This window comes from Nonomuraea soli (assembly GCF_013761175.1).
Lineage (GTDB): Bacteria > Actinomycetota > Actinomycetes > Streptosporangiales > Streptosporangiaceae > Nonomuraea > Nonomuraea soli.
Window position 1 is genome coordinate 45,221 of sequence record NZ_JACDUR010000015.1, and the last position, 19,054, is coordinate 64,274.

Genomic DNA, 19,054 nt, shown 5'->3' on the forward strand with positions numbered 1-19,054 from the left:
CACTCCTGGACCGTTCCGTCAAGGACCGATTGAGTCCGGATCAGGCCAGTCTGTGTCATTCCCGACAGATTAGTTCGTATCTAGCATTGATCACGGTGGGGACGGGTGGTGCCTGGGGCCAATGTGAATTCTGTGAAACATGACAACCCATGAGGTGCATTAGGCGTCTATGGCCTAGGTGATCGAGTTTTTAGTAGCGGGTGGGGCGACGCGTGAATGGTCGGACAGGGTTATCAAAAGTTCATGAGCTAGCCGAGGAGACGATCGTCCGGCCCGAGGGGGGCTCGTGGACGCGGTCGTATCGTCGGGCGCTGGTGGCAGGAGACCTCGGTTGCGCCTTCCTGGCGCTGGCCGGGGGCACCGCCGTGCGGTTGTGGCTGGACATCTACATCACCACCGACGACATCGTCTTCGGCACGGCCATCGGCCTGGCCTGGCCGCTGGCGCTGGCGATCAGCGGCGGATACCGGCGCCGGGTCCTCGGAGAGGGCAGCGAGGAGTTCCGCGCGGTCGTCAACGCCTGGCTGGGCCTGACCGCCGTCGTGGCGATCTCGTCCTATATGACGCAGGCGACGGTCGCGCGTAGCTACGTGGTGGCGATGCTGCCGGTGGCCACGCTCTTCACGCTCGTCTTCCACCACCGCATGCGCAGGCGGCTGCACCGCAGGCGCGCGGTGGGCATCAACGTGCGCCGCGTCGTCGCGGTGGGGCACGAGTCGTCGGTCCTGGACCTGGTCAGGCAGTTCAAGCGGCAGTCGCACCACGGCATGAAGGTGGTCGCGGCGTGCGTGCCGTACATCGAGTTCGGCCGGCGCAGGAACGGCCTCGACGGCGTGCCCGTGATGGGCGACTTCAGCGACGTGGCGCTCGTGGTCGACAAGACCGGCGCCGACGCGGTGGCGGTGCTGGCCTGTCCCGAGCTCGACGGCGCAGCCCTGCGGCGGCTGGCGTGGAGCATCGAGACGAAGGGCACGGAGCTGTTCGTCGCGCCCGCGCTCCTGGACGTGGCGGGCCCGCGCACGAGCATCCGGCCGATGGCGGGCATGCCGCTGCTGTACGTGGAGCATCCGCGGCTCGACGGCGCGGCGCAGCTGGTCAAGTCGGTGTTCGACAAGATCGTGGCCTCGCTGATCCTGCTGGCGATCGGCCTGCCGATGCTCGTCATCGGGCTGATCATCCGGAGCACCAGCCCCGGCCCCGCGCTGTTCTACCAGGTCAGGGTGGGCAGGAACGGCCAGGAGTTCAAGGTCGTGAAGTTCCGCACCATGCGGCAGGACGCCGAGCAGGTCAAGCTCCTGCTGACCGACGACAACGAGTTCGACGGCGTGCTGTTCAAGATCCGCAACGACCCCCGGATCACGGGCGTCGGCGGGTTCCTGCGCCGTTACTCGCTCGACGAGCTGCCGCAGCTGTTCAACGTGATGCGCGGCGACATGTCACTGGTCGGTCCCCGGCCGCCGCTACCGTCAGAGGTGGAGCAGTACGGCGCGGACGTGCGCCGGCGCCTGGTCGTCAAGCCGGGCATCACGGGGTTGTGGCAGGTGAGCGGCCGCAGCGACCTGTCGTGGGAGGAGTCGGTCAGGCTGGATCTGCGCTACGTCGAGAACTGGTCGCTCATGCTGGACCTGCAGATCCTGTGGAAGACGATTTCCGCCGTCATCGGCGGCGAAGGGGCGTACTGATGAAGGCGATCGTGCTGGCCGGCGGCTCGGGCACCCGGCTGCGCCCCATCACGCACACGCAGGCCAAGCAACTCGTGCCGGTGGCCAACAAGCCGGTGCTCTTCTACGGCCTGGAGGCCATCGCCCAGGCGGGTGTGCGCGAGGTCGGCATCATCGTCGGCGACACCCAGGCGGAGATCGAGGCGGCGGTCGGCGACGGCTCCGCGTTCGGCATCGACGTCACCTACCTGCGCCAGGAGGCCCCGCTCGGGCTGGCGCACGCGGTGCTGATCGCGCGCGACTTCCTCGGCGACGACGACTTCGTCATGTACCTGGGCGACAACTTCATCGTCGGCGGCATCGACGACATCGTGGCCACCTTCACCGCCCAGCGCCCCGACGCGCAGATCATGCTCACCAAGGTGCCCGACCCGCGCCAGTTCGGCGTGGCCGAACTCGACACCGACGGCCGCGTGGTGCGCCTGGAGGAGAAGCCGAAGGAGCCCAAGAGCGACCTGGCGCTCGTCGGCGTCTACCTGTTCACCAAGGCGGTGCACGAGGCCGTGGCCAGGCTCGAACCGTCGTGGCGGGGCGAGCTGGAGATCACCGAGGCCATCCAGTGGCTGCTCGACGCCGGTCTGCGGGTCGACTCCACGGTCATCTCCGGCTACTGGAAGGACACCGGCAACGTCTCCGACATGCTGGAGGTCAACCGGCTGGTCCTGGAGAGCATCGAGAGCAGGGGCCACGTCGACGAGAGCTCGGAGATCATCGGCAGGGTCGTGGTCGAGGACGGAGCGATGATCACCGGCTCCCGCATCGTCGGTCCGGCGATCATCGGGGCCGGATCCGTCATCCGCGACTCCTACATCGGACCCTTCACCTCCATCGCCGACGACTGCCACGTGATCGGCAGCGAGATCGAATACTCGATCGTGCTGCGTGAGGCCTCTATCGTCGGAGTCGGGCGAATCGAGGCCTCGCTCATCGGGCGCGGCGTCGAGGTGACCCCGGCAGCACACGCGCCCCGCGCGCACAGACTCGTCCTCGGCGACCACAGCAAGGTGCAAATCTCCTCATGAGGATCCTCATCACCGGCGGAGCCGGCTTCATCGGCTCCGCCTATGCCCGCATGGCCGCGGCCGAGCACGAGGTGACCGTGCTCGACAAGCTCACCTATGCGGGCAACCCGGCCAACCTCGACGGTGTGGAGCACACCTTCGTGCACGGCGACATCTGCGACGGCGAGCTGCTCAGGACCGTCGTGCAGGGCCACGACCTGGTGCTCAACTTCGCCGCCGAGTCTCATGTCGACCGCTCCATCGAGGGTGCTGCCCCGTTCGTCACCACCAACGTGCTCGGCACCCAGACCCTCATGCAGGCCTGCCTCGACGCCGGCACCCCGCGCGTGGTCCAGGTCTCGACCGACGAGGTCTACGGCTCGGTCGACATCGGCTCCTGGAGCGAGGACGCCCCGCTCGCGCCGCGCTCGCCGTACTCCGCGGCCAAGGCGGGCGGCGACCTGATCGCCCGCGCCTACGCCGTCACCCACGGACTGAACGTCTCCATCACGCGCTGCGGCAACAACTACGGCCCCCGCCAGTATCCGGAGAAGGTCATCCCGCTGTTCGTCACCAACCTGCTGCAGGGCCGCAAGGTCCCGCTCTACGGCGACGGCGGCAACGTGCGCGACTGGATCCACGTCGACGACCACTGCCGCGGCATCCGGCTCGTCGCCGAGCGCGGCGAGGCGGGCGAGGTCTACCACATCGCCGGTACGGCGGAGCTGACCAACCTGGAGCTCACCCAGCATCTCCTCGACGCTCTGGGGGCCGGCTGGGACATGGTTGAGCGGGTGGCCGACCGCAAGGGTCACGACCGCCGTTACTCCCTCGATGACAGCAGGCTGCGCGCCATGGGCTACGAGCCGGAGATCGGCTTCGACGAGGGCCTGGCGGCCACGGTGCGCTGGTACGTCGACAACCCCTCGTGGTGGAAGGAACGCCGGTGAGGTGGCTGATCACCGGCGCGGGCGGCATGCTGGCCACCGACCTGGCCGGACTGCTCGACGACGCCGTGGCCCTGAGCCGGGCCGAGCTCGACATCCGCGACAAGGACGCCGTAACGCGCGCCGTCCGCGAGCACCGGCCCGACGTGATCGTCAACTGCGCGGCCTGGACCGCCGTCGACGACGCCGAACGCCACGAAGAGGAGGCGCTCGCGGTCAACGGGCACGCCGTGGCCAACCTGGCGAGCACCGGGGCGCGGCTGATCCAGATCTCCACCGACTACGTCTTCGACGGCACCGCCCGCGTGCCGTACGCCGAGGACGCGCCGACACGGCCGGTCAACGCCTACGGCCGCACCAAGCTCGCCGGCGAGCTCGCGGCGGACGGCCACGTGATCGTCCGTACGGCCTGGCTGTACGGCGCGAGCGGCAGGAACTTCGTCAAGACGATGATCAGGCTGGAGCGGGAGCGCGAAAGCGTCAGCGTGGTCGCCGACCAGCACGGCGGGCCGACGTGGAGCGCCGACCTGGCGCGTTACGTGGCCACGCTGGCAGACGCGCCACCCGGCGTCCACCACGGCACCAACGCAGGCCAGACGACCTGGCACGGCCTGGCCCAGGAGGTCTTCACGCTGCTCGGAGCCGATCCCGCCAGGGTCAAGCCGATCCCGGCCTCCGACTACCCCGTGCCGGCGCCCAGGCCTGCCTACAGCGTCCTGGGCAACCCCCGGCTGCGCGACTGGCGCGAGGCCCTAGGAGAGGCTTTCGTAGAGATCCAGGCAGGCCTGGTAGCCGGGCAACAGCCCTGAGGCCTCCTTGAGCGTGGGCGCGGCCGCGTCCTTGTCGGACAGCACCGGTTCGACGTCGAGCCGCCAGTCGATGTCGAGATCCGGATCGAGCGGGTGGATGCCGTGCTCGCGCCCGGGAGCGTACGGCTGGGAGCACAGGTAGGTGACGGTCGCCCGGTCGCTGAGCACGGAGAAGCCGTGCGCCAGGCCCTCGGCGACGTAGACGCCGCGCCGTGTCTCGTCGTCGAGCAGCACCGAGGTCCACTGGCCGAAGGTCGGCGAGCCGACCCGCACATCGACGATCACGTCGAGCACCGTGCCCGCCACGCAGGTGACGTACTTGGCCTGGCCAGGCGGCACGTCGGCGAAGTGCAGCCCGCGGATGACGCCGCGTTCGGAGACCGAGCAGTTGACCTGGGCCAGCTCCAGCCGGTGACCGGCGACGGCGGCCAGGTCGGAGGCGCGGAAGCTCTCCAGGAACTCGCCCCTGGAGTCGCGGTGCACGACGGGGGTGTGCGTCCACGCTCCCTGGATGCTCAGGGGCTCCATGCGCCGATCTCCTCCTCGAGCCGGGCCAGGTCGTCCAGCGTGTTGTAGAAGTGCGGTGAGAAGCGCAGGTAGCACCGCCCGGCGGCGTCGTGGCGCACCGAGGTGCTGATCCGCGCGGCCTCCAGATGACGGTAGAGGCTCTCGGCGCGTACCTGGGCCAGCGGCAGAGAGACCAGCGGGGTCTCGGGCGCCCAGGCGTCGTCGGCCAGGCCGTGCTTCAGCAGGATCGTGACGAGCGCCGAGCGCAGCTCGGCCAGCCGCTCCTCGATCGCGCCGAGCCCGACCTCGCCGAACATGCGCAGCGCCTCGCCCATGCCGGCGATGCCCAGCACGTTGGGCGAGCCCGCCTCGAACCGCCCGGCTCCCGCGACCAGGTCGAGGCCGGGGCCGTACGGGCGCTCCGTCGTCATGTTGCGCCAGCCGACCACCGGAGGGGCCAGTTGCTCGGCCGCCCGCGGCGAGACGTACATGAGCGCGCAGCCCTTGGGGGCCAGCAGCCACTTGTGCCCGTCGGCCACCACCACGTCGTACGGCGAGGCGTCGAAGGGGCGCGTGCCCAGCGTCTGGATGGCGTCCACGACCGTCAGCACGCCCCGGTCGCGCAGCTCCTCCAGGCCGCGTACGGCCTGCCCGGAGGCGAAGTTGACGGTGGAGACGCAGACCGCCCTGGTGCGGTTGTCGACGAGGTCGAGGAAGGGGCCGCTCCACACGTCCGCCTCCCGCACCTCGATCCCGTGACGCCGCCACGGGTCGGAGGCCGAGGGGAAGTCGCCCGCCGCCACCACGACGTTGTCGCCCGGCCGCCAGTCGATCGCCGAGGCGGCCAGCGAGACGCCGGTCGAGGTGTTGAGGACGAACGCGACGTCGCGGGCCGGGACCGCCAGCATGCGGCCGGCCGCCTCCCGGGCGCCGCGCTCGATCGGATCCTCCAGGAACGACCCCTGGCCGCGCTCGGCGAGCGCGGTGGCCAGGTCGCACACGGCGGCCGCCACCCGGGCGGGCAGCGGCGAGAAGGCCGCGTGGGCCATGAAGATCCGGCTTCGGGTGATCGGGAACTCGAGCTCGCGCTCCTCGACGAGCCGATCAAGCATGGAGGTGCTCCCGGTACCAGTCCACGGTCGCCCGCAGCCCGGTCATCAGGTCGGTGCGCGGCTCCCAGTCGAGCTCCTTGCGCGCCCGGCCGGCGTCGAGGCACTTGCGCCGCGGGTTGTCGGCGACCGGGCCGCGGAAGACCGGCTCGCGCTCGGTGCCGTCGGCGAGGCGGCTGACCGCGCGGACCAGGTCGCGCACGCTGACCGGGTCGCAGGTGCCGAAGTTGTAGACGCCCTGCAGCGCCCCGTCGTCCACCTCGGCCGCCGCCAGGTAGCCGGCCACGACGTCGTCGACGTAGACGAAGTCGAGCGCGGTGGAACCGTCGTCGCGGTCGCCGAAGTCGTAACAGTCGCCGCCCAGCGCCTGGCAGACGGCGGTGGGCACGATGCGGCTCGGGCTGGTGTCGCCCGGGCCGTAGGTGTTCATGAAGCGCCCGATCCGCACGTCGAGGCCGAACGTGCGGGAGTAGGCCAGCACGATGTTCTCGGCCGCGATCTTCGAGGGGCCGTAGAGGTTGGCGCCCACCTTGGGCTCGTCGCTCTCGAAGTAGGTGTGCTCTCCGGGCTCCGAGCCGTAGATCGCGCCGCTGGAGGCGTGCACGACCCGGGCGACGCCGTGCAGCCTGGCCGCCTCCAGGACGGAGGTGGTGGCCAGCACGTTGTCGCGGACGGTGGCGTACGGCTCGGCGACGCTGACAGGCACGAACGGCTGCGCGGCCAGGTGGAAGATCACCTCTGGCCCGGTCTCGCCGACGAGGGCGAGGACCGCCTCCAGGTCGCACAGGTCGAGCTGGACCTGCGAGACGTCCGGGCACTCGCGCCAGGACGGCACGGGCTCGCGGTCGACGCCGACGACCCGCCACCCGCGCGAGACGAGGGTGCGGGCCAGGACGGAGCCGACGAAGCCGGCGGAACCGGTGACCAGGCAGGTCCTAGTGGCCATTGCGGAGGAGCCGTTCGGTGTGATGGGTGATGGTCCGCTCCAGTCCCTGCTCGAAGGTGACGGAGGTCCTGAAACCGAGCCGCTGGGCGATCTTGGTGTGGTCGAGCCGCTGCCGCTGGATCGCCAGAGCGCCCTGGCCGTAGGTGGTGACCTGCATGCCGTTCTTCTCGACCAGCTCGGCCCGATACGGGTCGACCTCGGACAGGATGCGGACGCTGGTGTCGATGATCTCCTTGATGACGCTGGGCGTCGACAGGTGGACCACCGAGCTCATGTTGAAGACCTCGCCCAGCGACTGCTCGTGGCAGGCCATGGTGATCAGCGCGTCGATGACGTCCTCGACGAAGACGTAGTCGCGCCAGTGGTCCATGGACTCGTAGTAGAGCACCGGAGGCTCGGGCGCGACCGGGTTGAAGATCTTGCTCAGCGACTTGGGGAACAGCCGGTAGCCGACGTTGTAGTCGTGCGGGCCGAAGACGTTGCACAGCCGCAGCACCGACATGGGGGTGCCGAAGGTGTGGAAATGACTGCGTGCCATGACATCGGCGGTCAGCTTGCCCGCGTCGTAGATGCCGATGCCGCGCAGCGGCGAGTCCTCCAGGTAGTGGCTGCCGTCCATCTCGCCGTAGACCTTGTCGGTCGAGGTGATGACGACGCGGCGCGGCGGCGTATCGCTGCGGCGCACGGCGTCGAAGACGTTGAGCCCGCCGATGGCGTTGGTCATCAGCGAGTCGTACGGGAAGGCCGTCGACTTCTCGATGACCGAGTAACCGGCCAGGTGGAAGACGTAGTCGAAGTTCCTGCCATGGATCAGCGCCGCCACCGCGTCGCGGTCACGCAGGTCCAGGTGCACGATCTCCAGCCCGGAACGCTGGTCTTGCGGCAGCTCGTGGAGAAGCGACTGCCGGCCGGGGTCGGTGTCGCAGTCGACGACCACGACACGGCCTCCCAGGGCGAGAAGTCTCGCCGTGAGATACGAGCCGATGAAGCCCATTCCGCCTGTGACCAGAGTCAGGGAATCGGATAACTCGCTGTCAAATTCTGTGGGCATGGAGACGTTCCCCCCTCGCGAAAGTTCGCAGGAACTCTACAGATTTCGCATTCCCCCGAAATGCCAGTAACCCCTGGGATCAAAGCACACATGTCAGGGCCATGTCCACGCGGCCTGGAACGGTTCAAAACATAGCTAACAGGTAGGGAATGAATATTATTTTCGAGTTGTAGCCTGAGCCCCGTCCTTGTGCTCCAATCGAACGGGTACGTCCGCTCTGATCAGGGGGAAACCATGACCGAGGCCGCCTCCGGTACTCCAGTGCGCCTGCACTCCTTAACCGGGCTCCGGTGGATCGCGGCCTTCGTCGTCTTCGGCTTCCACATCGACCAGCTCAAGATCTCCGACAACGCCGTCTACTCCGAGATCGTCCGTGTCCTGTTCTGGCCGGGCACGGTGGGCGTCCCCTTCTTCTTCCTGCTGTCCGGCCTGGTGCTGACCTGGTCGGCCAAGCCCGGCGACCGGCCCTCGTCCTTCTGGCGCCGCCGCGTCGCCCGCGTCTATCCCAACCACGTCGTCACTTGGATCGTTGTAGCGATCGGTCTCACGGTCCTGAGCAGCGAGGCGGCGCCCAACGCGGGCCAGGTGGTCAGCGGGCTCTTCCTGGTCCAGGCCTGGATCCCCGACTTCGACTACGTCTTCGGCGTCAACACCCCGGCCTGGTCGCTCTCGGCCGAAGCGCTCTTCTACGCCTCCTTCCCGCTGCTGCTGCCGCTGCTCAAGCGGGTGCGGCGCATGTGGATCGCCGCCGCCGGGCTGCTGGCCGCCATCTGGGCGCTGCCGCTGCTGTTCCTGGTGATGCCGCACGACCCGGCGTACTACCTGGTGTGGGTGCTGCCCTTCTCGCGCATGCTGGAGTTCGCGCTGGGCATGGCGGTCGCGCTGATGATCCAGCGGGGCACCTGGCGGGGCCCCGGCCTGCTGGTCTCGGGAGCGATCGCGCTGGGCGCCTACCTGACCGTGCCGCTGCTGCAGGAGTGGGGCTACGTGGCCTGGACGGTCGGGCCGTTCGCGCTGCTGCTGGCCGCCGCCGCGCAGGCCGACATCAAGCAGACGCCCTCGGTGCTGCGCAGGCCGTGGCTGGTCTTCCTGGGCGAGATCTCCTTCGCCTTCTACCTGGTCCACCAGTTCGTCATCCGGTTCGTGGTCAAGGTGACCGGCACCGGGATCTCGCCCGGCCTGGCGATCGGGGTGTTCGTGGTCTCGCTGGCCGTCTCGATGCTGCTGTCGTGGGCGCTTTTCCGGGTCGTGGAGAAGCCCATGGAGCGCTTTATCCGGACTTATCGCACCAAAAAGCAGCGGGCTGCCGCCGCTGAGGAACCCGCGCCGGCAAGCGCGAGTTGAGTCAAGGGATTGGGCTGTCCGGATGTGGACAATTCGCTATATTCGTTGCCCACAAGCATGCGCCTAGGATCACATTTGGCGAGATTTGCGACATCGACCCTTGGGGGAGGGTGTGGGGCACTCAGCGCGCGTTGCGCCGGGGGACATGCGTAACGGGGAGGCGCTCGGCGGCGAATGCCCAGATATGGGATCCGCGACCGAGCGCCCCCCGCTCTGGTCAGCGTGCCGTCTTGGCGATGCGGACGATGTCGTCGGCCACACGGTCCCAGGTGTAATGCTGGATGAGCGCCTCGGCGCGCGTCAGGATGCGGGTGTATATCTCATCGTTGCCGAGCACACCGGCGATGGTCCGGGCGAGGACCTCGGGATCGTCGCCGTCCACCAGGTCGCCGTTGACTCCCGGCTCGATGATCTCCGTCATGGCGTAGGCACGCCGCGCCACGCAGGGGATACCGTGCGCCAGCGCCTCGATGAAGGCCAGGCCGTACGCCTCGAACCGGCTCGGCATCACCAGCACGTCGTGCTCGGCGTACAACGGCCGGACCTCGGCGGGCGGCAGCTTGCCGAGGAAACGCACGCCGTCGGGCACCGGGCCCGGCAGCGGCCACTCCGGCGGGCCGACGATCGTCAGCTCGATGCCGGGATCGACCTCGCGGCGCAGGATCTGCGCGGCCGCCACCACCAGGTCGCCGGCCTTGCGGTGGAAGTCGATGCCCACGAACAGCAGCCGCTTGCGGGGTGCCTCGCGCCTGGTCGTCGGGGCTACGGCCGGCAGGCTGTTGGCGCCGGGCAGCACCACGTGCACCTTCTCCTCCGGCAGTCCGGTCACCCGCACCAGGTGGTCGGCCAGCCAGTGGCTCATCGCCAGCACGCCGCTCGCCTCGGCGTAGATCGACAGCTGGCGGTCGCGCAACCGCTTCAGGTCGTCGAGGGACAGGCCGGGGGCCTGCACCGAGCGGCCCGTCGCCGGGTCGAGATGCTCCATCACGATGTCGAAACTGAGGTCCTGGTAGAGAAGGTACGGGGTGTCCATCCTCGCCAGGTCTCCGAACTGCAACACCACGTCGGGGCGCAGCCGGCGCTCCGCGGCCCGCAGTTGCCGGCCCGCCAGGCTCAGCGTCACCGGGTGGCGGGTCCACTGGGTGCGCCACGTGCCGTTGTGCCGGTAGGCTCCCAGGCCTCGCAGGGCCGACCTGACCGGGGTGGACCATTCGAGCCCCAGGTCGACCACGTCGGTGCGCTCCAAAAGGCACTTTCGGATGGTCCAGGGGGCGTGCGACCATGTTTTCTCAGGCGGGTTATCCCAGGCGCAGGCAAACCCCAGCTTGAGGGAATCGGGGGCCACGTGTTCCTCCGTGTGGTCAAAACGGATTATCTGGCGGACATTGTAGGTCCACTGCGTGGACGCGCTAGGGGGATTCAATGGACTTAATCGCCATCCTTCGCATTGGCTTCAGGCGATGGATGATCTTGATTCCCATGCTCATGGCCTCGGTGGGCCTGAGCGTGCTGGCGGTGACGCACGTCGCTGCGTCATACGAGGTCCAGGGCGCGTTCCGCGTCAACTACCAGTTCCTTGGAACGTTGGAATCGGTCCAGAGCCTGCAGCTCAACCCTTATTTCGACATTCAGTCGACCGCCTGGGTGATGGCACAGGTCGGGCAATCTCCCGACGTCGCCAAGAAGCTTATTCCGAAGGGTTCCGACGCGAAATTCGCGCTCGACAACCCCGGCCAGGCGGTCATCTCGGTCCTGGTCACCGACTCCGATGACAAGGAGGCGCTGGCGATCTACCGGGCCATCGGCAAGGAGCTCAGCAACCGCCTCGAGCAGCTGCAGGCCGACAAGGCCATCCCGATGCGCTACCGGGTCGTCCTCGACGACGTCGTCCAGCCCAAGAGCGCGGCGGTCTCCAACGGCAATCGTTTCAAGGTCGCGGGTGTGGCCGGAGCGCTCAGCCTGGTGCTCTCCTTCGGCCTGTGCCTGATCCTCGACTACGCCAAGCGCTCGCGCCAGGCCCGCGCCACGGGCGGCCGGCCCGCTCCCGCCGTCGCGGCCGCGGCCCCTGTCACGCCCGCCGCGCCGTCCGCCGCCGTCACGCCCGCTCCGTCGCCCGCGCCGCTCGCGGCCCCGACTCCCGCCCCTGCCCTCGCATCCACCACCACGTCCGTCGCCTCGTCGGCCGCCTCCAGGCCGGAACCCGAGGTCAAGAAGGAGCTCCCCGCCTCGGCCACTGTCGAGTTCCGCGTCCAGAAGCCGGAGCCCGCGACCAACGGCAACGGCAACGGGAGCAGCAACGGCAACGGGAACGGCAACGGCAACGGCAACGGCAAGGCGAAGCCCAAGGGCGCCGCCAAGCCCAAGCCAGAGGTCAAGCCAGAGCCGAAGCCCGAGCCCGAGCCTGAGCCCGAGCCAGAGCGCGTCGTCTCGCACGAGGACGACATGCCCACCGGCGAGCTGCCCAGGATCGACATCAGCCGCATGAGATGAGCTCGATCGTCAGGGGCAGGGTCAGCACCCTGCTGCACAAGCGCTGGGGCCTGCCGACCGTCTACCTGGTGGTCTGCGGGCTCTCCCTGACGCTGCCCACCTTCCTGCCCAACTTCACCCTCGGCATCCTGGTCGTCACCCTGTTCGCGGCGTTCGCCATGGTGATGCGGTGGAACGAGCAGACCGTCCTCGGATTGCTGCTCGCGGCCGGGTTCCTGATCCCCACCTCGCTCAGCATCGAGGCGCTCGGCCAGGTCGGCATCCCCTCGATGCTCATCGGCCTGCTGTTACTGCTGCTGTGGCTCTACGGCCGCTGCACGCCGGAGCTGGGTCTCGACAGCGGCCCGCAGCCGGTGCGGTACATGGCGCTCTACATCATGATCGCGCTGTTCGCGAGCTACATCGCGGGCCAGCTGCGCGGCATGTCGTCGCTGGAGGCCTCGGGCGCCGACGCCACCATGATCTTCGTCGCGTCGTCGCTGGGCATGCTGCTGTTCACCGCCGACACCATCAAGGACATGACCGGCGTGCGCCGGTTGCTGGGCTGGCTGGTCGGGCTCGGCGTGGTCCTGTCGGTGACCGGCATGCTGCAGAACTTCCAGGTCATCGACATCTACCGCGACCTGCGCATCCCCGGCATGAAGTACTTCGACCCCATCGGCCTGGAGTCGCTGGCCCGCGAAGGCTACCTGCGGGTCCAGGGGCTGGCCGGCCATCCGATCGAGTTCAGCGTCGTGCTCGGCATGCTGCTGCCGATCGCGCTGCACTTCGCGCTGCACTCCCCCCGCGAGCAGCGGCTGCGCTGGTGGGCGGCGGTCGCGGTGATCGGCGCCGGGCTGCCGATGGCGTTGTCGCGCTCGGGCATCCTGGCGGCCGGCGTCTCGCTGGTCATCTACCTGCTGGCCACCCGGGTCCGCGTGCTGGCCACGCTGGTGCCCGTCGGCCTGGTGGGAGTGCTCGGCATGAGCCTGGTCTTCCCCGGCCTGCTGGGCTCGATCCGCAACCTCTTCCTGTTCGGCTACATCGCCAACGACACCAGCATCTCCAGCAGGACCGACGACTACGCCATCGCGCTCAAGCTGTGGGCCGACTACCCGGTGTTCGGCACCGGGCCGGGCACCTACATCCCCAAGCTCTACCGCATCCTCGACAACGGCTACCTCTACTACCTGATCACCCAAGGGGTGTTCGGCCTGCTCGGGCTGGTGGGGCTGTTCGCGTGCGGCTATTTCCTCGTGCGCAGGATCGAGTGGACCACCAAGGACCCGCACATGCGTGACCTGGCCCAGGCGCTGGCCGGGTCGATCGCGGGAGCGGCGCTGGTGACCGCCACCTTCGACTCCTTCGGCTTCAACATCATGTTCGTCACCACCCACTTCCTCGTCGGCATCGCCGGGGTGATGTGGAGGGTGGCGATTCGAGACAGAGACAAGGTTCCCGTCCAGTGAGCGTGAGCACCGCCGAGACCGCCGCGAGCGGCGCCAAGTGGACCGTCGCCGCGATGATCGCCCGCCAGGTCGGGCGGCTGGGATTCGTGGTGGTGCTGGCCCGCATGCTCGGCCCCACGGAGTTCGCCGTGGCCGCGGCGGCCACGATCTACATCACCTTCACCGCGGTGCTGCTGGAGACCGGTCTGGCCTCGGGCATCGTGCAGAAGGACGTGCTGCGCAAGCAGGACGAGGGCGCGACGTTCTGGACCATGACCGGCATCGCGGTGGTGCTGTCGGGACTGACGGTGCTGCTGGCCGTACCGGTCAGTGACTTCCTGGGGATCGAGCGGCTGGCCCCCGTGCTGGCGGTGCTGGCGATCGGGCCGCTGCTCAAGGGCTTCACCGTGGTGGCCAGCGCGCGGCTGCAGCGCGAGCTGCGGTTCCGGGTGCTGGGCCTGGGCGAGGTCGTGGCGGTGCTGATGGGCGCGGGCCTGGGCATCGCGGCCGCGACGATGGGGGCGAGCTACTGGGCGCTGGTGGTGCAACAGGTGGCCACCGACCTGATCGTGCTGGCCATCTGGCTGGTCGCCGCGGGCCTGTCGTCCTTCCGCGCCGACCGCGAGGGTTTCCGCCACGTGTGGCGGTTCGGCGTGCCGGTGATGGTCTCGCAGGGCATCGGCTACGCCACCCGCAGCGCCGACAACGTGATCATCAGCAGGTTCCTGGGCGAGACCGCGCTCTCGTTCTACATGGTGCCCTACCGGATCATGCTGGTGCCCGTCGGCGTGCTCGGGACCGTCGCCAACCGGGTGGCCTTCCCGATCATCTCCCGCATCCAGGACGACAAGGCGCGCATCGCCTCCATCTATCTGGCGATGACCAGGCTGATCGCCGCCATCGCGGTGCCCGCGATGGTCGCCGCCGCGGTGCTGGCGCCCGAGCTGATCGAGACGGTCTTCGGGCCCGAGTGGCTGCCCGCCGTACCCGTGCTCATCGCGCTGGCGGCCACCGGCATCTTCGACTCGCTGACCACCATCGGCGGCTCTGTCTTCATGGGACTGGGCCGTGCGGACATGACCTTCCGCTGGTCGTGGATCCCGATGGTGGTCACCCTGCCCGCCTTCTTCGCCGGTCTGCCCTGGGGCGTCGTCGGCGTGGCCGCGGCCTACTCGCTCGCGACCATGGTGCTGGTGCCGTTCCGGATCATGGACATGGGGAGGGTGACCGGCTTCACCCTCGTCGACTGGCTGCGGGCCCTGTGGCCGCCGACGGCCGCCACCGCGATCGCCGCGGCGGCCGGCTGGCTGGCCGCCTTCGGGGTACGGCAGGCGGGCCTGCCCGTGCCGCTCGGCCTGGTCGCGGGCAGCATCGTGATCGGCGCCGGCTATCTGCTCGTGCTGCGCCTGATCAGCGCGCCGGCCTTCACCGAGATCATGACCGCGGGCCGGTTGCTGGCCCGCGGCAAGCTCGCCGGCGTCAGCGAGTAGGCAGCGGGATCTCCTGGTCGTTGTCGGAGAAGGTGTTGTTGCGCCACACGGTCGCGTAGGCACGCTCGTCGACCGCGTCCCACAGGTAGGCGCCGCGTTTGAAGGTGTTGTTGACGAACGACAGATCCGCGCCCTTGACCCCGATGTAGGCGGTGTACCCGCCGCCGCTGAGCCGGTTGCCGTCGATGACGATCTTCCCGGACCTGCCGCGGTCGAGGGTCGAGACGATGAACAACGCCGCGTTGGTGTTGTCGTCGGTGGGCTCGTGGCCGCGCCAGGTGCCGCCCATGCCGATCTCGATGACGTTGTCCTTGATCAGCACGTTCTTCACCCGCTCGAAGACCTGCAGACCGTCGGCGTGGGAGCCCTTGGAGGGCTTGAAGTCGTGGATCCACGAGTCGGTGATCGAGAAGTTGTCGCCGACCTTGGCGCCGTCGTGCGTCATGCCGTAGATGTCGAGGTTGCGGGCGGTGATGTTCTCGTAGCCCATGCCCGCGTCGAGGAAGTCGCCGCGGATGGTGACGTTCTCCACGGTGACCTCGCCGCTGCCGGCCTGGTGGATGCCGAAGGCGTCCTTGCCGGTGCCGGTGATGCGGCAGTTGCGGATCACCACCCCCGTCACACCGTCGTCGATGAAGATGTGCCCCTTGATGTCGAGGCCCTCGATGACCTGGCCGGGGACCGCCCACACGCCGGTGGAGGGCGTCAGCTTCAGATCCTTCGGCACGCCGTACTTGGGCTGCTTGACGGGTTTCCGCGACGGCGTCGGCGTGGCGCTCTGCTCGGGCGCCGCGGCGGTCGTGGCCGGCGGCGGTGGAGCGCTCGTGGCCGCCGTGGGAGGCGTGCTCGCACCGCAAGAGGCTGTCACGGTCAGGACCGTGGCAGCCAGGAGAGCACGGATCATCTCTGGGTGTACCTCCGAACACCTCGCGCGACCTGGCGCAGGAGGGACGACGATCGTGCCATCTTGCCGGCCGTACGAACGACTCTGCGCACCGCGCCACCGCCCACCAGGCCCTCGCCGACGAGGGTCTGGCCGGTCATGGCACGCCGCTTGTACTCATCTTCGCCCCGGCCCAGATCGATACGTTCCAAGCCCGCGCCCATCAGTTCGCGCAGCAGGATCCAGCCGGGGGAGTATCCGGACAGGCTCGGCTCGTAGACCGGGAACCACCAGTGAAGCACGCCGCCCGACAGCATGCCGAAGTGGGCGGCCAGCAGGTGATCACCCGCGTGCACGGTGGACAGCACGCCCGCGAAGTCGGTGTCGTGCACCTTCAGCAGGCGGTACATCAGGTCCACGTGCCGCGCGTCGGCGAAGTAGTCACGCGCGCCGGTCGCGGCGTACTGCGCCCGCTTGAGCCTGATCACCTCGTCGAGCAGCCCGGGATCGGCCGCGTCGGCGGCGAAGCGCACCTCGCCCAGCTCCCGCTCCGCCTTCTTGGCCCGGCGCCGCGCCTGCCCGATGTTGTCCTTGCCGCTGCGGGACGCGCGGCCCAGGTAGCCGTCGAGACCGCCGCTGACGTCGATGTACGGCGACACGCGCCGGTTCTCGATGTACGGCTCGAAGCCCGGGTGGCCCTCGATCAGGTGGTCGAAGGCGAGCCCGCCGAGCCCGGCGGCCTTCACGAACTCCTCGGGCGAGAACCCGGTGCCGATCGGCCCCTGGAAGTCGGCGGCCGGCCAGCCCACGGGTCTGGCCAGGGAGCCGTCACGGTGGAAGGCGAAGACGAAGCCGTCGTCCACCGCGACCTCGACCTCGTGGCCGCTGGCCTGGACGGCGGCGGCGAAGCCCGGATGGAAGTACGGGCTGTCGAACGCCTCGTCCGAGGCCCTGAGGGCATGCCAGTGCGCCAGGTCCGCGTCGGACAGCTTGCCGAATGGAACGATCCTCATCGCGGCGGCCAGGGGAGCTTGGAGGGGCGCAGCACGGCCTTGAGCGCCGCGCGTGCCGTACGCCTGCCGGTCAGGGCTCGCACGCTCTCGCCCGCGATGATCAGGCCGTGGTGGATCACCCCGGCGATCCTGCCGCGCCTGCGGTAGAACAGCCTGACCCGGTTGACCATCAGCAGCGCGTAGAGCGCCGGATTGGTGTCGGACTCGCCTCCGATGTGCTCGAAGACGGCCTGTGGCTCGTACCAGAGCGACCAGCCGTGGTCGCGGGCACGCAGCGCGTACTCCGTCTCCTCGCTGTAGAGGAAGAACGACTCGTCCCACGAGCCGATCTCCTTGATCACCGAGGTGGAGATGAGCATCGCCGCCCCGGTCGCCCAGACCGCGGGACCCGGCTGGTCGTAGTGGCGCGGATCGGTGATCAGCTCGCCCAGCGAGCCGATGCGGCCCGCTCTGGTTCCGCCGATGACCGACTCGGCCAGTTGCCGGTGGATGGCGGGGTCGCGACGCAGCGACGGTTGCAGGCTCTGGTCGGGGTTGACCAGGCGGGGCACGGTGATGCCGCGCCGCTCGCCGAGGTCCATGGCCTTGGCCAGGTAGCCGAGCGAACCCGGATGGAGGCGGCAGTCGGGGTTGAGCACCAGGACCGCGTCGAGGTCCTCGATGGGCAGCGAGTCGACGCCGGCGTTGACGGCGGCGGCGTACCCGGCGTTCCTGCCCATCTGGACGACCTGGACCGGCAGCTCGCGCGCGGACGTGGCCATGGCGCAGGAGTTGTCGGCCGAGGCGTTGTCGGCGACGACGACATGGGAGAGCCGAGTGCCCTGCGAGCCCCTGGACAGGGACTCCAGGCAGCCTTCGAGCACTTCGGCGCTGTTGTACGTGACAATGACGATAGCGATCTTCATCAGGGCGGTGAACACGGGATCAGGCCTTGATCGCGATGAGGGACTTAGGCAACCCCGCCATTCGCTCCTTCTTGATGATGGAGGAAGGGAACAGGAAGGACATCTCGGCTACGCCGATCAGCTCCACCTCGAACACGTCGCGCAGGGCCTGCTCGCGGGAGGCGGCGTTGGTGTGCACCAGGGGCCACCGGCGGATGATCCCGGCGCGGACGTGGACGGGCAGGAACTGGTAGAGCGGGAACAGCACGTGCGGCTCGACCGGGAAGTAGCGGTAGGGCGTCTGCACCCAGTGGCGGTCGGCCAGGGTGTGGACGGCCTCGGCGAAGGCGGCCCGGCGGGCGTGCCCGCCCACGTGCTCCAGGACGGCGTTGGACACGACCAGGTCGTAGTGTTCCCCGGCGATCTCCTTGGGGAGGTCGCAGGCGTCGGCGACGTCGGTGGAGATCCACGAGGGAATGTCGTTTTCCGCCGCTTCTGCTAGGTTCACCACCTTGACGTGCTCAGGCTGGACGGGAGCCCGGAGCCAGAAGGACGGAGTGCCGCCGAGGTCGATGACGCGCATTTTGTCGAGCTCGGGAAATGCGGCCTGCATCCAGCTCCAGCGGCGCAGTCGCGCCTTGCCTGCCACGGAACCCGGAGCTTCCACTAGCTTGGCACGTAAGGAGGATGAGCGATTCACTAGCACATGTTCCCCTACGAGATTCTTGACGCGCAACTAATCACGAGAAGGAGCCAATTTCATGATCGAAAGGGTAAATATCCTGTTTCATGGAATTGGCGAGCCGGGGCCGCACGTGGAGGCCGACGCGTATCAGTACTTCATTCCTCGCGACCTGTTCGTCAAGATTCTTGACGAGGTGGCGGGGAATGAGCACGTCAGAATCAGTTTTGACGACGGATTCACCTCCGATGTCGACATCGCCTTGCCGGAGTTGGAGTCAAGGGGGCTGACGGCCACTTTCTTTCCGCTCGCCGGGAGATTCGGCGACAAGGGGCGGGTGAGCGTCGCGGGGGTGCGCGAGCTCGTGGCCGCGGGGATGCGGATCGGGTCGCACGGCATGGACCATGTCGACTGGCGGTACGTGGATCCCGCGACGCGCAACGACGAGATGGACCGGGCGCGCGACATGATCGGGCAGGCCAGTGAGCGGTCGGTGGCGGAGGCGGCCATCCCGTTCGGGTGGTACGACCGGTCGGTGCTGGCGGCGTTACGGGGGTACGGCTATCGCACGGTGTACACAAGTGATCGGCGGCGCGCGGTGCCCGGGCGGTGGTTGCAGCCGAGATACAGCATCGTGGCGCAGGACACGATCGAGAGCGTGCGGGCCAAGGTGCTCGCCCAGCCGTCGGCCCTGCGGCGCACCCGTGACGCGGCCGCGGTGCTGTACAAACGGCTCCGCTAGCGGAGCCT

At 68.7% G+C, this 19,054-nt stretch carries 18 protein-coding genes; 9 read left to right on the top strand and 9 right to left on the bottom strand.

The window, feature by feature from the left end; translation table 11 throughout:
* The first annotated feature begins 314 nt into the window (after positions 1-314).
* From HNR30_RS46325 to rfbD, 4 genes are read left to right on the top strand one after another with little or no spacing between them, the layout of a single operon-like run.
* Positions 315-1,682: a sugar transferase gene (locus HNR30_RS46325; RefSeq protein WP_312895078.1), complete on the top strand. Its 1,368-nt coding sequence runs from the start codon at positions 315-317 to the stop codon at positions 1,680-1,682.
* The gene (locus HNR30_RS46330) at positions 1,682-2,743 is read left to right on the top strand and encodes a glucose-1-phosphate thymidylyltransferase (protein ID WP_181616630.1); all 1,062 of its coding nucleotides are present in this window, start codon (positions 1,682-1,684) and stop codon (positions 2,741-2,743) included. Before HNR30_RS46325 ends, HNR30_RS46330 begins: the two co-directional genes overlap by 1 nt.
* Positions 2,740-3,672, top strand: coding sequence for a dTDP-glucose 4,6-dehydratase (rfbB, locus tag HNR30_RS46335; RefSeq protein ID WP_181616631.1), 933 nt, complete (start codon positions 2,740-2,742; stop codon positions 3,670-3,672). Before HNR30_RS46330 ends, rfbB begins: the two co-directional genes overlap by 4 nt.
* Positions 3,669-4,478 carry a dTDP-4-dehydrorhamnose reductase gene (gene rfbD, locus HNR30_RS46340; protein ID WP_181616632.1) on the top strand — a complete coding sequence of 270 codons (810 nt, stop codon included), beginning with the start codon at positions 3,669-3,671 and terminating at the stop codon, positions 4,476-4,478. The genes rfbB and rfbD overlap by 4 nt, the downstream gene beginning before the upstream one ends.
* Here the strand turns inward: rfbD and rfbC are convergent.
* Genes rfbC through HNR30_RS46360 form a run of 4 tightly spaced genes read right to left on the bottom strand, consistent with a single transcriptional unit; the run spans position 4,422 to position 8,091 of the window.
* A complete protein-coding gene (gene rfbC / locus HNR30_RS46345) occupies positions 4,422-5,006 on the bottom strand; it encodes a dTDP-4-dehydrorhamnose 3,5-epimerase (protein WP_181616633.1) in 585 nt (194 codons plus the stop codon). The two genes, rfbD and rfbC, sit on opposite strands and share 57 nt — an antisense overlap.
* Positions 4,994-6,097, bottom strand: a complete 1,104-nt coding sequence (locus tag HNR30_RS46350; RefSeq protein ID WP_181616634.1) for an aminotransferase class V-fold PLP-dependent enzyme — start codon at positions 6,095-6,097, stop codon at positions 4,994-4,996. Before HNR30_RS46350 ends, rfbC begins: the two co-directional genes overlap by 13 nt.
* Positions 6,090-7,040, bottom strand: coding sequence for an NAD-dependent epimerase/dehydratase family protein (locus HNR30_RS46355; protein WP_181616635.1), 951 nt, complete (start codon positions 7,038-7,040; stop codon positions 6,090-6,092). Before HNR30_RS46355 ends, HNR30_RS46350 begins: the two co-directional genes overlap by 8 nt.
* Entirely contained in the window at positions 7,030-8,091 is a 1,062-nt protein-coding gene (locus HNR30_RS46360; protein WP_281390021.1) for an NAD-dependent epimerase/dehydratase family protein, read from the bottom strand. The genes HNR30_RS46355 and HNR30_RS46360 overlap by 11 nt, the downstream gene beginning before the upstream one ends.
* A 234-nt stretch (positions 8,092-8,325) precedes the next feature.
* Between HNR30_RS46360 and HNR30_RS46365 the strand changes: the two genes are divergently transcribed.
* Positions 8,326-9,435, top strand: a complete 1,110-nt coding sequence (locus HNR30_RS46365) for an acyltransferase family protein (RefSeq protein WP_181616637.1) — start codon at positions 8,326-8,328, stop codon at positions 9,433-9,435.
* 217 nt (positions 9,436-9,652) lie between these two features.
* Here HNR30_RS46365 and HNR30_RS46370 read toward each other — a convergent pair whose 3' ends face one another.
* On the bottom strand, positions 9,653-10,681 hold the full coding sequence (locus tag HNR30_RS46370; protein ID WP_220134772.1) for a glycosyltransferase family 4 protein: 1,029 nt from the start codon (positions 10,679-10,681) through the stop codon (positions 9,653-9,655).
* 218 nt (positions 10,682-10,899) lie between these two features.
* Here HNR30_RS46370 and HNR30_RS46375 point away from each other — a divergent pair, with 218 nt between their 5' ends.
* Genes HNR30_RS46375 through HNR30_RS50575 form a run of 3 tightly spaced genes read left to right on the top strand, consistent with a single transcriptional unit; the run spans position 10,900 to position 14,842 of the window.
* A complete protein-coding gene (locus HNR30_RS46375; RefSeq protein ID WP_181616639.1) occupies positions 10,900-11,925 on the top strand; it encodes a hypothetical protein in 1,026 nt (341 codons plus the stop codon).
* Positions 11,922-13,373 (top strand): O-antigen ligase family protein, encoded by a 1,452-nt coding sequence (locus tag HNR30_RS46380; RefSeq protein WP_181616640.1) that lies wholly within the window; start codon positions 11,922-11,924, stop codon positions 13,371-13,373. The genes HNR30_RS46375 and HNR30_RS46380 overlap by 4 nt, the downstream gene beginning before the upstream one ends.
* Entirely contained in the window at positions 13,370-14,842 is a 1,473-nt protein-coding gene (locus HNR30_RS50575; protein ID WP_220134773.1) for a lipopolysaccharide biosynthesis protein, read from the top strand. The genes HNR30_RS46380 and HNR30_RS50575 overlap by 4 nt, the downstream gene beginning before the upstream one ends.
* Here HNR30_RS50575 and HNR30_RS46390 read toward each other — a convergent pair.
* The 4 genes from HNR30_RS46390 to HNR30_RS46405 are packed head-to-tail and all read right to left on the bottom strand — an operon-like array spanning position 14,832 to position 18,271.
* Positions 14,832-15,710 carry a right-handed parallel beta-helix repeat-containing protein gene (locus tag HNR30_RS46390; RefSeq protein ID WP_181616641.1) on the bottom strand — a complete coding sequence of 293 codons (879 nt, stop codon included), beginning with the start codon at positions 15,708-15,710 and terminating at the stop codon, positions 14,832-14,834. The two genes, HNR30_RS50575 and HNR30_RS46390, sit on opposite strands and share 11 nt — an antisense overlap.
* A gap of 32 nt (positions 15,711-15,742) precedes the next feature.
* Entirely contained in the window at positions 15,743-16,738 is a 996-nt protein-coding gene (locus tag HNR30_RS46395; RefSeq protein WP_181616642.1) for a GNAT family N-acetyltransferase, read from the bottom strand.
* Complete coding sequence (locus HNR30_RS46400) at positions 16,735-17,643, bottom strand: glycosyltransferase family 2 protein (RefSeq protein ID WP_181616643.1); 909 nt, start codon at positions 17,641-17,643, stop codon at positions 16,735-16,737. Before HNR30_RS46400 ends, HNR30_RS46395 begins: the two co-directional genes overlap by 4 nt.
* Positions 17,644-17,662: 19 nt before the next feature.
* Positions 17,663-18,271, bottom strand: coding sequence for an SAM-dependent methyltransferase (locus tag HNR30_RS46405; protein WP_220134774.1), 609 nt, complete (start codon positions 18,269-18,271; stop codon positions 17,663-17,665).
* A 112-nt stretch (positions 18,272-18,383) separates the two neighbouring features.
* Between HNR30_RS46405 and HNR30_RS46410 the strand changes: the two genes are divergently transcribed.
* On the top strand, positions 18,384-19,046 hold the full coding sequence (locus HNR30_RS46410) for a polysaccharide deacetylase family protein (protein WP_181616644.1): 663 nt from the start codon (positions 18,384-18,386) through the stop codon (positions 19,044-19,046).
* Positions 19,047-19,054: the final 8 nt, after the last annotated feature.